Raw genomic sequence first — 12,478 nt, 5'->3', positions numbered from 1 at the left:
CAAGCTATCCCAAAAAACCGTACACTCATTCCGAAACCGCTCTAAAACCATATTGAGAAGACTTGGCAACCATGAGCTAGAGGAAGAGCTTGGTGCTAGAAGGCTGCAGCCGCAGAGGGCCGGACCCGCCTGCTGACAATACCTGAATCACCGGCAGAATAAGAAAGTATTAACCGCTGAAAAACACTAATAAAGAGCAAACAAGGGCTGTTAATCCCTTTACTTTAGGTTGAAGTAAAAATCTACTAAACTACAAAGTTCTTTATTGTTTCGCTAATTTTTTCGATGAACACATGATTTAAAATAATTTTTAAAAATTGTTTTTCGCATCTTAGAGCAATACAATAAATTTGCTTTAGTCAAACCAATGAGCTAACAAGGCGAAGTCGGGGATTGACTTAGCCACTTATTGTTTTGAAGCTACTGCTTACCCTTCTGTTGGGGCTGTTGTGCTTGAGGAGCACAGCGCAAACAGGAATTGCCGTCCCGGAAATGACGCACTGCGATGCCCGGATGCAACAATTCATGGACCGCTGGAACATCTTGGGGGCATCCTTTGCCCTGGCGAAGGACGGCCGCCTGGTGTATGAGCGGGCCTTTGGCTACGCCGATGTGGCGCGCACCGTGCCGCTGCAGCCCTACCACTTGCTGCGGGTAGCAAGCATATCAAAACCAGTCACGGCCCTAGCCATTATGAAGCTGGTGGAAGAAGGACAACTCAGCCTTTCCCACAAGGTGTTTGGCCCCGAAGGCTACCTCAACAACCCGGCTTACGCCAACGAGATTCAGGACCCGCGCATCGCCGACATTACGGTGCAGCACCTGCTGGAGCACACTGCCGGCTGGGACCGCACCATCGGCTGTGATGGCTACGAGCGCTGCGACCCCATCGATTTTCCTACTCACGTGGCCGAGGTGATGCACGTGGCCAACCCGGTGGGCGACTCCACTATTATCCGGTACATGCTGCGCCAGGGTCTCAATTTCGCACCAGGTAGCCGGTTTGCGTATTCTAATACGGGCTATCTGGTGTTGGGCAAAATCATTGAGACTGTCACGCAACAGCCCTACGCCGCCTGGGTACGCCAGCACCTGCTGCAACCCAGCGGCGTGCTCGAGGCTGCGCTGGGCCGCAACCTAGCGGCCAACCACCTGGAGCGGGAAAGCGGCTACCTGAGCCGCTACCGCATGCTTTCTTGCTACAACACGGGCCAGCAAGTGCCGGCCGCGTACGGTGGCTTTCATGTGGAGGCTATGGGGGCCCACGGCGGCTGGCTGTTCTCGGCCCGCGACCTGGTACGGCTAGTGCTCGCTGCCGACGGCTTCGACTCCCATCCCGACTTAATTTCGGCGACCACGCTGGGCACCATGCTGCAAGCTTCGGCCACGGCATCGTACTATGCCAAGGGCTGGATGGTAGACGGCAGCAGCTGGTGGCATACCGGCGAGCTCGACGGCACGGCCAGCCTCGTCACCCGTACGGCGGGCGGCTATACGTGGTCCATCCTGCTGAATACTGGCAACGGTTCGCCGCAGTTCTGGCGCGAGCTTAAGGAAATAGGCTGGGCTTGCGTGGCCGCCACTACCACTTGGCCCACCCACGACCTGTTTGCCCCTGAGCACAACGCCACGAACCTACAGGCCACCGCACCGGACTCCACGCACGGCCAGCTCACCTGGACCAATGGCAGCGGCACCCGCCGCCTGGTGCTGCTCCGCCGCGACGCCCCCAGCACTGCGTTTCCGCTTGATGGCACCTCCTACCCAGTGGCCAGCCTGTTGCCCGATGGCACCATCATCGCGGCCAATGATAGTAGCAACCATGCTCAAATGCCCAACCTGAGCCCCTTGCATACTTATTACGCCCGGGTGATAGAGTACCGTCAGGATGTAACGACTAACCACCACCCCGTGTACACTCTGGAAGGCAACCCGCTCTTAGAGTTGTCCCCCGCTATGCTGGCCCGCCAAGTGCCTCAGCTGGCAAGTCTCCCTGCTCCCTCTCTGGCTCAGCTGGCAGGCAACAGCCCAACTGGTACTGTGCCCGAGCAGGCAACTCCTACCCCGGGAGTACCACCCCAGGCAGGAACTCTGCCGGAGCATATCAGCCCAGTACCGGCCACCCCGCCACCACTGTAGCTTAATCGAACGGTGCTGCGGTAGGCACAGGTAAGCTAACTCATCTTGCCTTGAGCTTCGTAATAATGCCTGACCTACGCTTCTCGCATTCTTCGAAGCCATGCGGTGAATCGAACATAGAAATGCCTCCGAAAAGGCCTGCTCGTCTGGCGTCCGCGCAGCCGAAGCATGACGGACTAAGCAGTTGCTTCGCTAGTTGAGAACTCATTATAAAAAAAGCGTCCCACCTTTCGGCGGGACGCTTTTTCTTTTATTCACCACGCTTGGTTAGAGTTGTGGTGGGGGCGTCGTGAAGAACTCAAACTGGAATTCTACCCGACGGTTTTTCGACATGTTCGTCGGCGAGGTATTGGGAGTTGCTGGCTCGCCTTCACCTCGGCCTTCGGTGACGATGCGACTGGCATCAATCTTTTTGCCGACGAAATAACGTTTCACCGCTGCGGCGCGCCGTTCCGACAAGCCTTGGTTATACTCGTCAGTCCCGCGGCTATCGGCGTGGCCGATGATGCGCAAGCTGTAGTCCGGGTGCGCTTCCAAGGCCTGTACCATCTTGTTGATGGCCGGGTACGAGCGGCGGTCAATAACCGTACTATTGGTTTTGAACCGGATGGGCACTTGCAAGCCTTGCGTGGCCGGGTCGATAACTAGTGGGCAGCCCGTGGAGTCGACGCGAGCACCAGCGGGGGTGCCGGGGCACTTGTCCACATTATCGAGGATACCGTCGCTGTCCTGGTCGAGTACCAGCGGGCAGCCATTGGCATCTACCTGAGTGCCGGCGGGGGTGCTGGGGCACTTGTCGTTGGGGTCGGATACCCCATCACCATCAGCATCGGGGCAACCTTTCAGCGCGGGTGTGCCGGCGGCGTCGGGGCAGGCATCTTCGCTATCGCGGACGCCGTCGTTGTCACGGTCGGGGCAGCCTTCCAGGTTAGCCAAGCCCTTCTCGGTGGGGCACTTATCCTGATAGTCCGGTACGCCGTCACTGTCACCATCCAAGGGGCAACCCGTTGGGTCTACTGCTACGCCGGCGGGCGTGTTGGGGCACTTGTCTTTGCGGTCAGGCACGCCGTCCTGGTCGGTATCCTTGGGTTTGCCAAAGGCGATGGTCAGGCCCGCGGTGTGTTGCAGGTACCGGTCATCAAATCTATCATCGTCCCGAATAGGGTCTCCGTCAATATTCGCATTCAGGGGAATGTGCTGGCCGGTTTGCACAAACAGCCCGATGCCATCGCTGATGCGGAAGTTGATACCGGCCGCGCCAAAGCCACTGGCATACGTGCTGTTTCCGTTGATAGAGGTGCCGCGCACCGAGCCTTCGCGGCTGGTGTAAGCAATGCCCGGTGCAATGAGCAAGTAGGGCTGAATCACGGCGTCTTCCTTCAGCGCCCAGCCGTTATTGAGCTTGAGCTTCAGGGCCAGATTCACGTTTACCACGTTGGTGTTAAAAAAGGTAGCCGCGCTTTGGTTGCCTTTTAGCTCCACGTAACTACCCTGCAGGCCGAGGTCGAGACCCGGCGTAAGGTAACGGTTGATAGAGATACCAGGGCCATAGTAGTTGCGGTCCCACTTCCAGAAATCAGAGCCTAGGCTACCTTTATACTGATAAGCGCTGCCATAGAGACTGACGGCTGTTTTACGGTCGGCATTCTGAGCCTGTCCATGCGGGGCCGCCAGCAGCGTCAAACCCAGCGCCAGAATTGGGATTAGAGAATGTCTCATATAAACGAGATTTTGGTGAAAAAGCCCCCATCGCAAGTACGATGGGGGTACGTGTAAGTACCGGGGATATACTTTCCGTATGACAAAAGGTTATTGCCGGGGTAGGCATTCAGCAAAAATGGAATACTATTTGTGCCTAATAAATAAGTCCGACTAGCTTGTGCTTGTCGAGTCTTGCACCGCTGGTCGGACAAAGTAGCATCCTTGCTTGCAGATGGATGAGGACGGAATGCCACCAGAACCCCGACGGCAATTTCTGGTCAAGCATCGACCCAAAACCGGAAAGGAAATTTTCGAACATCAGGTGTAAAAAACACCAAAGGGAATACAATAACCGTAGTCATTAATCAAATACTATCCCTGTAAAAAGTCCCAAAAGGACTCAGCAAGCAAGCGCGCAAAACATTGTTTAGTGCAGCTTCAAAGTCGGCGTACCAGGCTAGCAGTAGCGCGAACGACAAAGTTCGCGCTACTATGCACCAACCCCGAAATCCCTAATAGCGCAGTTTCAGGGAAGGCTCGCCTCACCCTTGCTCCGACGATAGTAAACAGCTGATTCAAAATGCTGACGCCAGCGAGGCTCGGGCATTAAGGACGGACAGGCAACCAGCAGGGACGAACTTGCATCTATTCGCCCGGTGCAACCGGGCAGACCGTGCGGTGCAGCACCACCCAAACCTTGCCTCGCCGGCTTGATACTGCAAGCGCAAGCTTCTGCGTTGAACAAGCCCGAGTACGTTGCTACCAGCTATGATTGAATTACGCAATATTCGGAAGAGTTACGAAGTAGGTGCCAACCGGCTAGAGGTTCTCAAAGGCATCGACCTGCACATCAGGTCGGGCGAGTTGGTGAGCATCATGGGCTCGTCGGGGTCGGGAAAAAGCACCCTGCTCAACATCTTGGGCATCCTCGACGACTTCGACCAAGGCGACTACACGCTGGCCGGTACCCGCATCGACCGCAACCTGTCGCAGACCCGAGCCGCGCACTACCGCAACCAGTTCCTGGGGTTCGTGTTCCAGTCGTTCAATCTGCTTAGTTTCAAGAGTGCGCTGGAAAACGTGGCGCTGCCACTCTACTACCAGAAGGTAGGCCGCCGCGAGCGTAACCGGCTAGCTCTCGAATACCTCGACCGTGTGGGCCTGGCCGACCGCGCCGACCACCTGCCCAGCGAGCTTTCGGGTGGCCAAAAGCAGCGCGTGGCCATTGCCCGTGCCCTCATCAGTCAGCCCAAGCTGATTCTGGCCGACGAGCCCACCGGGGCCCTCGACACCCAAACAACGCAGGAAGTGATGGATATCTTTAAGCAGGTGCACCGCGATGGCATGACAGTAGTTATCGTGACACACGAAAACGACATTGCCGATCAAACCCAACGCATGATTCGGGTGCGTGATGGCCTGATCGTGAATGAATAAAGAAATCTCCACTCCAATCCCCCTCTGACTTTATCATGAAAAACCCCTTACTAGTGCTGGCTTTGTTAGGCACCACCGGCCCGGCCGCCCATGCGCAGGCAACGCCCGCCGAAACCAAAGCGGTGGCCCAGCAGCTCAACCGGTTGATGCGCAACCCTAAAAAGCCGAAACAGGACCTGACTCTTACCATGAGTGGGTGCCACGCAGAACACATTGTCCGCGACCGGGGCGCCGACGTGAAAACCAGTACTCCCCTGGGCCTGAGTTTCAACAGCGGCAAGTCGGGCTGGGCCATGAAGATGGATAACGGAGTTTTTGAGATGAAGATGAGCTTTGACTGGGCCGATGTAACCGCCCTGACCTACGAGCGTGCCACCGACGATGATGGGCAGAAACACTTTCAAATCAAGCTAAACAACCACAAAAAAGATAGCAAAGGCAGCAGTGGTCCCAGCGTGAGTTTTGAGCTGCCACTCTACACCACCGACGAGGCCGTGGTAAAAGCCATGACCGCCCGCCTCGAAAAAGTACGGCAAGGCTGCGGCGGAGTCCTCAAATAGTATTCAAGTAGGTATTATTTAATAGCTGACCACTGAGCAGAAACGCTCTTTTCATACGCGCCCCCGTGCAATCCGTCAAACCGTCTAAATCCGTGCTTCATGTTTGACCTCGATAAGTGGCAGGAAATCTTGGGTACGATGCGGCGCAACAAGCTGCGCACGTTCCTAACGGCCTTCGGAGTATTCTGGGGCATCTTCATGCTGGTGCTGCTACTAGGCGCGGGCAAGGGCATGGAAAATGGCATCTGGAAAGAGTTTGGCAGCGGGGCTAAAAACAGCCTGTTTGTGAGCGCCGGCAAAACGTCGCTGCCGTGGCAGGGCCTCAAGCCAGGCCGCGAAATCAAGTTCACCAACGACGACCTGGAAGCCATCCGCCACCACGTAGACGGCGTGGAGCTGCTGGCCTCGCGCAACCGGCTCTCGGGCGAATACACCATCATCAACGGCACCAAAAATGGCTCTTACCAGGTGTACGGGGCCAATGCCGAGTTCTTCCAAATCAACGGCGAGCAGCTGGCCCAAGGCCGGTTGCTCAACCCGCTCGACGGCATTGAGCAGCGCAAGGTGATGCTGCTGGGCGAGAAGGTGCGCAAAGTGTTGTTTGGCGACAGCAGCGGCATCGGGAAATACGTGCAAGTGAAAGGGGTGTTTTTCCGGGTGGTAGGCACGTTCACCAATACCGGCAACAATGGCCGCAATGAGGAGCGGGCCTTCGTACCGTTCACCACCTTCCAAACTACGTTCAACCAATACAACCAGGTGCAGCGCATCGGCGTGAGCAGCCGCAAAGGCACGCCGGTGAAGGAGCTTGAAGACCAGGTGCGACAGCTGCTGGCCCGGCGCCACCAATTCGACCCCGCCGACAAGCAGGCGCTGGAACTCGACAACAATGAAGAAGAGGTAGCGCGCTTTGAGGGGCTGTTTACCGGCATCCGGCTCTTCGTGACCGTGATTGGCGTGCTCACGCTGGTAGCGGGCGTCGTGGGCGTGAGCAACATCATGCTCATCATCGTGCAGGAGCGCACCCGCGAAATCGGCGTGCGGAAGGCCCTGGGAGCTACACCCTGGAGCATCATTAGCATGATTGTACAGGAATCGGTAGTGATTACCAGCGTCTCGGGCTATCTGGGGCTACTGGCCGGCGTGGCTCTGCTCGACGCCGTGCGCTACGCCCTGGAGCAAGCCGGCGGCACCACTTCCTACTTCGACCACCCGCAAGTGAATCTGAGCATAGCCTTGAGCGCTACCGCCCTGCTAGTGCTGGCAGGCGCGGTAGCCGGGCTGGTACCCGCCACCAAAGCCGCCAACGTCAAACCCATCGAAGCCCTGAAAGACGTTTAAGCAGCACTGTTTAGCGCGACTATACTTAAATAGTCATCATCCGCTCAACGCATCCTCCGGGAAGCAGCCTCATCAACTAAAAGCCTGTTAATTGATTTATGTTTGACCTCGACAAATGGCAGGAAATTCTGGGCACGGTGCGGCGGCATAAGCTGCGCACGGGGCTCACGGCATTCGGCGTATACTGGGGCATTTTCATGCTGGTAGTGCTGCTGGCGGCGGGTCAGGGCTTTCGCAACGGCGTAGAAAAAGAGTTTGACGTGGCCAAAAACGCGGTATTCATTTGGTCGCAGCGCACCAGCGTGCCCTATGCGGGACTGAAAGTGGGCCGCTTCATCCCGTTTACCAACGACGACGTGGCGGCGCTGGGCCGGGAGGTACCCGAAGCTGCCGTCATTCTGCCCCGCAGCTCGCTCGATGGCACGTTTACCGTGCAGCGCGGCACTAAAAGCTCTTCGTTTTCTGTGAATGGCGAGTACCCTGGCTACCCGGCCGTCAAGGCCGTGCACCTGACCGGTGGCCGCTTCATCAACGACCCCGACATTGGGGAGCGGCGCAAAGTGGCAGTCATCGGCGACCGGGTAGCGGAGGTGTTGTTTGGCAGCGAAAATCCCCTGGGTCAGCAAATTCGCATCAAGGGCATTTACTTTCTAGTGGTAGGCCTATTCAAAGCCGAGGGCAAACCTGAAGACGCGCAGGAGGAGGCTCAAACCATTATTGTTCCGCTCACCGCGCTGCAAAACACCTTCAACCAAGTGAACCGCGTGGGTTACTTCGCCCTTATTCCCAAGACTGGGATTCCAGCGGCAGTAGTCGAGACCAAGGCAAAGCAGGTGCTGGCGCGCCAGCACAAAGTAGCCCCCACCGACGACCGGGCCTTTGGCTCGGCCAACGTGGAGGAAGAGTACGCACGGGTGCAGGGCCTGTTCACAGGCATATCAGGCTTTAGTTGGCTGGTCAGCATTGGCACCATCCTGGCCGGCATCATTGGGGTGAGCAATATCATGCTTATTGTGGTGAAGGAGCGCACCAAGGAAATCGGGATTCGCAAGGCACTCGGAGCCACGCCCTGGAGCATCGTGAGCCTGATTGTGCAGGAGAGTATCGTTATTACGGCGGTGGCCGGACTGTTTGGCCTGCTCATCGGCACGGCCCTCATAGCCAGCATTAATAGCGCAATTGCGGGTGAGAACATCAGTTTTTTCGCCAATCCCCAGGTCGACCTCAGCGTGGCCGCCACCGCCGTTACGCTGCTAGTAGCAGCCGGTGCCGTGGCCGGGCTAGTACCGGCCCTGAAAGCCGCGCAGGTACAACCCGTAGTGGCCCTAAAAGCCGAGTAACCATGGTCTACACTTATAATGAAGACCATTATGCGCACCTGCCGAAGCTAAATCGACCGCGTCAAAAAAACCGTCATGCTGAGCGGCTGATTCACTTGCCATAAATACCGCGACGGCCGCCACCTGATAGGTCATCACAATAATCAAAAACACTCCTCAATTATCGACTTCCAATGAAACGCGTGTTCCTTTCGCTGCTGCTGCTACTACTACTGGCCGGATTTGGCTGGCTAGGCTACTATTTCTGGAAGCAGGCCCACACCGACCCCATCACCTACACCACGGAGGCCCCGTTTGTGGCTGATATCGTGAAGAAGACGGTGGCCACGGGCAGCATCGTGCCGCGCCGGGAGGTACAAATAAAGCCGCAGGTGTCGGGCATCGTGGAGGAACTGTATGTAGAGGCCGGGCAGCCGGTGAAGGAAGGCCAGCTACTGGCCCGCATCCGAACGGTGGCCAACGCGGCCAGCGTCAACAGTGCCCAAACGGGCATTCAGGCAGCGCGCATCGCGCTGGAGACCAGCAAAGTATCGCTGGACCGTCAGAAGGCCTTGTTCGACCAAAAAGTAATTGCTGAGCAGGAGTATCTGAACTTCCTGGCCGACTACCGGGCCAAGCAGCAGGCGCTGGACGCGGCCGAAAGCAACCTGCAAATTGCCCAGCGCGGCGCCTCGCGCAACACCGGCGGCTCGCTCAACTTGGTGCGCTCCACCATCACGGGCCTGCTACTCGATGTGCCCGTCAAAGTGGGGTCATCGGTAGTAGAGCGTAATAACTTCAACGAGGGCACCACCATCGCGGCCATCGCCGACATGCAGAGCCTTGTGTTTGAGGGCAAAATCGACGAAAGCGAGGTGGGCAAGGTGCGCGAAGGCATGGATCTGAACCTGACCATTGGCGCGCTCGAAAATCAGACCTTTCCAGCTACCTTGGAGTACATCGCCCCCAAGGGCCTGGCCGAAGAAGGCGCTATCAAGTTTCAGGTGCGGGCGCGGCTCAAACTCAAGCCGGGTCAGTTTCTGCGGGCTAATTACTCGGCCAATGGCGACATCGTGTTGGGCCGCCGTCACCAGGTGCTGGCCATTCGGGAAAGCCTGCTACAATTCGGCAAGGTGAACAAGGACAGCGTATTTGTGGAAGTGGAAACCGCACCTCAGCAATTCAGTAAGCGCCTGGTAAAAACCGGCCTTTCCGATGGCATCAACGTAGAGATAACCTCAGGCCTGGCCAAAGCCGATAAGGTTAAGGTGCTGGCGCCCCCAGCTCAAGGTGAGAAGAAAAGCTAGGCAGGAAGACAGCTAATGGACCACACCTGCTAAGCACTGTTGCCCGTGTCTGTAAGGATTCCCGAACCCGAATTTGATGGCTACTATAGCAAAACAATAGCCCCTGCCTTAAAAAGAGCAGGGGCCGTTTTCACTCCGTTTGTACTTATGCCGTTTTCTTTGGGCGACCTGGCTTTTTGGGGGCTGCACCGGGCTCCGCGCCTTCTTTAGGCACACGCGGCTGACGAGGCTTACGCTCCCTCGGAGTCGAGACGTACTCGTCCGACAGCACGGTTTCCATTTCGCCGAGTGCGGCCTGCAGATTGCTCAAGGCACTCGTTACCTTCTTCAAGGTGCGTTTCAGGTCCGCTTTCACCGCGTCTGCTTGCTGCGCCGTTTCCACGACTTTTTGGAATTCATCAAAGTTCAGAGCCATTCTTTTCTGGTGCTAGAGTGAAGTAGTAGTTACGGCCAAAGGTAATAAAAGATAACGCTGTACTAAAACTTGATTATTTCGCTGCTCATGTACCCGCCCAAACGTGGCCGGCCAACCGTCCTAAACGGAACTAGCAGCCCCGAAATAATGGTCTTACACTGGAAGGCTGCACCTCGTTTACCACGAGGGGCGGACTCCATGTTTCTTTATTATCCCCTACTGCCCTTGCAACCTCCGTCCTCTGTCGACCTTACCCGCATCAATTTGCAGTCCACCATTGCCGTGAACTATTGGTGCCAGGCTTTCCGCTGCTCCGAAACTCAGCTTCGCAATGCCGTGCTGGCCGTCGGGCCCCTCCCGGCAGATGTCCAAGTATACCTCAATCGTTAAAATACAAAGCGAACTAAGGGAGGTTGGATTGGAATTGCCGCGGTGAGCGGTAGTCCACAAGGGAAGGGCAGCGGTTTGTAGACTTCCGGCCTAAGTGAGCCAGTTGGCAGTAGAGAAAAGCGTATTTTCTCTACCTGACGATTGCGAAATAAAAAAAGGCGATTCAGCAGAGCCTAAATCGTGGCGATTTTGCAACAGCAAGCTCAGGTTGTGCACGAGCACGGCCGGGTCATCAACCATAAGCAGCGCATTTGGCGTACCTACCGAGCTATGGGGCTACACTTGCCCCAGCGCCTGAAAAAAACGCGTGCCCACTCGCCTCAAGCAATCCTTGGCCACACACGTTGCGGCCAACGGGTACTGGTCGCTCGATTTCAGACCTATGGCTAAGTTCAGCTTGATTAAACCAAAATTAGAACAGCCACCTAGCAAACGGAGCTAGGTGGCTGTTAATCGATGTGGGAAGTAAAGGATTCGAACCTTCGACCTCTTGCGTGTGAAGCAAGCGCTCTAAACCAACTGAGCTAACCTCCCATAGAGAAAAGAAAAGCACCGAATGTACTTATAGGTACCAGAAATAAAACAGCCACTTAGGCAATGCCTAAATGGCTGTTAATCAATGTGGGGGATGTAGGGTTCGAACCTACGACCCTCTGCTTGTAAGGCAGATGCTCTGAACCAGCTGAGCTAATCCCCCGTGGGTGTTTCCGTTTGGGATTGCAAAGATGGGAGGTGTTTTTGAAAATGCCAAACGATTTTCTGTTTTAATGGCCGGAATATTTCGTTTTGGAGGTCGCCAATGAACCAACAAATTCATTTTCAGAGGCAGAAATTTTATCCACAATCGGTAAAAAAGTACGTCTGGGCCGGGTTGCTGGTAAGCAACGTATTCCCATCGGCATCGTTAAGCCTTCCAAATTCACTTTTAACCAATCTTCCCCATGGATGCCCAACTCCTCCAGAATTATTCCGAAGCAGAAAAAACCGCTTACCTGAGCGCCATTGCCAGCTTGGCCACGGCTGACCGTCAGGCATCGGGGACAGAAACCGAGTTTTTACAGGCCCTGACCCAACAGGCCGGCCTATCCGGCGGCGCTACTCAGCAAGTGCTGGCCGCCGCGCAGGATGCCACCAACCAAAGCATTCAACAGAGCCTCGACGTACTAAAAAACAGCGACCTGCGCTTCTCCCTTGTTACCGACCTCATCAGTTTCGCGCGAGCCGACGGCTCCTATGCCAACGATGAGGAGGCCATGATTGGCAAGATGGCGCAATACCTTGGTATCAACCCGGAGCAAAAGCAAGCGCTGGAAACGGTGGTCGACCAAGCCGCCAGCGTGCCCCACGACCCACAAGACCCGGCCAAGCAGGGCTTCTTCAGCAGCATCGGCGATAAGCTGTCCAACGTGGGCATCCCCAAAAGTGCACTCATGACCGGGCTGCTGGGCGTGGTAGCCCCGATGGTTATTTCCCGGGTGATGAGCGGCGGCCAACACCAACAGGGCTACGGCAATCAGGGTGGCGGCAGCGGTTCGCTGGGCGGCCTACTAGGTGGAGCAGCTCACAGCGGGCTCGGTGGCATGCTGGGAGGGCTTTTGGGTGGCGGCATGCTAAGTGGTTTACTCGGCGGTAACTCCGGGTCCAACGTGCCACAGCAGGGCTCCGGCATCGGCAGCGGTGGCTTGGGCTCGATGATGTCCATCCTCGGTGGCTTGGGTGGCCGGCCCAATTCCCAGCCCGCCAGCGCCGGGGGCGCTGGGTTGGGTGGCCTGCTCAATGGCGGTCTGGGCGGCATGCTCGGCGGGCTTTTCGGAGGCCGCTAACTACTCCGAACCGCGGATTATTCGGATTCTGTGGAAAACTATCCAA

Annotated in this window: 10 protein-coding genes and 2 tRNA genes; 8 read left to right on the top strand and 4 right to left on the bottom strand. The window is 56.5% G+C overall.

The window, feature by feature from the left end; translation table 11 throughout:
• Positions 1–492: 492 nt before the first annotated feature.
• The gene (locus WX88_RS20995; RefSeq protein ID WP_082116199.1) at positions 493–2,139 is read left to right on the top strand and encodes a serine hydrolase domain-containing protein; all 1,647 of its coding nucleotides are present in this window, start codon (positions 493–495) and stop codon (positions 2,137–2,139) included.
• 267 nt (positions 2,140–2,406) lie between these two features.
• Here the strand turns inward: WX88_RS20995 and WX88_RS20990 are convergent, their stop codons facing one another.
• Complete coding sequence (locus tag WX88_RS20990; RefSeq protein WP_077068278.1) at positions 2,407–3,858, bottom strand: OmpA family protein; 1,452 nt, start codon at positions 3,856–3,858, stop codon at positions 2,407–2,409.
• 750 nt (positions 3,859–4,608) lie between these two features.
• Between WX88_RS20990 and WX88_RS20985 the strand changes: the two genes are divergently transcribed.
• From WX88_RS20985 to WX88_RS20965, 5 genes are all read left to right on the top strand, one after another.
• Complete coding sequence (locus WX88_RS20985; protein WP_046246377.1) at positions 4,609–5,277, top strand: ABC transporter ATP-binding protein; 669 nt, start codon at positions 4,609–4,611, stop codon at positions 5,275–5,277.
• A gap of 35 nt (positions 5,278–5,312) precedes the next feature.
• Positions 5,313–5,837, top strand: coding sequence for a hypothetical protein (locus tag WX88_RS20980; RefSeq protein ID WP_046246376.1), 525 nt, complete (start codon positions 5,313–5,315; stop codon positions 5,835–5,837).
• Positions 5,838–5,936: 99 nt separating this feature from the next.
• On the top strand, positions 5,937–7,178 hold the full coding sequence (locus WX88_RS20975) for an ABC transporter permease (protein WP_046246375.1): 1,242 nt from the start codon (positions 5,937–5,939) through the stop codon (positions 7,176–7,178).
• Between the two features lie 98 nt (positions 7,179–7,276).
• Complete coding sequence (locus WX88_RS20970) at positions 7,277–8,518, top strand: ABC transporter permease (protein ID WP_046246374.1); 1,242 nt, start codon at positions 7,277–7,279, stop codon at positions 8,516–8,518.
• A gap of 173 nt (positions 8,519–8,691) precedes the next feature.
• Positions 8,692–9,804 (top strand): efflux RND transporter periplasmic adaptor subunit, encoded by a 1,113-nt coding sequence (locus tag WX88_RS20965; protein WP_046246373.1) that lies wholly within the window; start codon positions 8,692–8,694, stop codon positions 9,802–9,804.
• A 145-nt stretch (positions 9,805–9,949) separates the two neighbouring features.
• Here the strand turns inward: WX88_RS20965 and WX88_RS20960 are convergent, their stop codons facing one another.
• Positions 9,950–10,219 (bottom strand): hypothetical protein, encoded by a 270-nt coding sequence (locus WX88_RS20960; protein WP_046246372.1) that lies wholly within the window; start codon positions 10,217–10,219, stop codon positions 9,950–9,952.
• A 225-nt stretch (positions 10,220–10,444) separates the two neighbouring features.
• On the opposite strand from WX88_RS20960, the gene WX88_RS30350 reads away from it, so the two are divergent.
• A complete protein-coding gene (locus WX88_RS30350; protein ID WP_197076880.1) occupies positions 10,445–10,609 on the top strand; it encodes a DUF3606 domain-containing protein in 165 nt (54 codons plus the stop codon).
• Between the two features lie 459 nt (positions 10,610–11,068).
• Here WX88_RS30350 and WX88_RS20955 read toward each other — a convergent pair.
• Both WX88_RS20955 and WX88_RS20950 read right to left on the bottom strand, forming a co-directional pair.
• Positions 11,069–11,143, bottom strand: a tRNA-Val gene (locus WX88_RS20955).
• An 88-nt stretch (positions 11,144–11,231) separates the two neighbouring features.
• Positions 11,232–11,306, bottom strand: a tRNA-Val gene (locus WX88_RS20950).
• Positions 11,307–11,550: 244 nt separating this feature from the next.
• On the opposite strand from WX88_RS20950, the gene WX88_RS31835 reads away from it, so the two are divergent.
• Complete coding sequence (locus tag WX88_RS31835; RefSeq protein WP_046246371.1) at positions 11,551–12,432, top strand: TerB family tellurite resistance protein; 882 nt, start codon at positions 11,551–11,553, stop codon at positions 12,430–12,432.
• Positions 12,433–12,478: the final 46 nt, after the last annotated feature.

This window comes from Hymenobacter terrenus, assembly GCF_000972495.1.
In the GTDB taxonomy this organism is placed as follows: domain Bacteria; phylum Bacteroidota; class Bacteroidia; order Cytophagales; family Hymenobacteraceae; genus Hymenobacter; species Hymenobacter terrenus.
The sequence above is the reverse complement of the archived record's forward strand: the minus strand, read 5'-3'. Positions and strand labels throughout refer to the sequence as shown.

Excerpts from the sequence above, each read along its gene's own strand:
- WX88_RS20995 (WP_082116199.1), top strand. The coding sequence starts at position 493 with ATGACGCACTGCGATGCCCGGATGCAACAATTCATGGACCGCTGGAAC.
- WX88_RS20990 (WP_077068278.1), bottom strand. The coding sequence starts at position 3,858 with ATGAGACATTCTCTAATCCCAATTCTGGCGCTGGGTTTGACGCTGCTG.
- WX88_RS20985 (WP_046246377.1), top strand. The coding sequence starts at position 4,609 with ATGATTGAATTACGCAATATTCGGAAGAGTTACGAAGTAGGTGCCAAC.
- WX88_RS20980 (WP_046246376.1), top strand. The coding sequence starts at position 5,313 with ATGAAAAACCCCTTACTAGTGCTGGCTTTGTTAGGCACCACCGGCCCG.
- WX88_RS20975 (WP_046246375.1), top strand. The coding sequence starts at position 5,937 with ATGTTTGACCTCGATAAGTGGCAGGAAATCTTGGGTACGATGCGGCGC.
- WX88_RS20970 (WP_046246374.1), top strand. The coding sequence starts at position 7,277 with ATGTTTGACCTCGACAAATGGCAGGAAATTCTGGGCACGGTGCGGCGG.
- WX88_RS20965 (WP_046246373.1), top strand. The coding sequence starts at position 8,692 with ATGAAACGCGTGTTCCTTTCGCTGCTGCTGCTACTACTACTGGCCGGA.
- WX88_RS20960 (WP_046246372.1), bottom strand. The coding sequence starts at position 10,219 with ATGGCTCTGAACTTTGATGAATTCCAAAAAGTCGTGGAAACGGCGCAG.
- WX88_RS31835 (WP_046246371.1), top strand. The coding sequence starts at position 11,551 with ATGGATGCCCAACTCCTCCAGAATTATTCCGAAGCAGAAAAAACCGCT.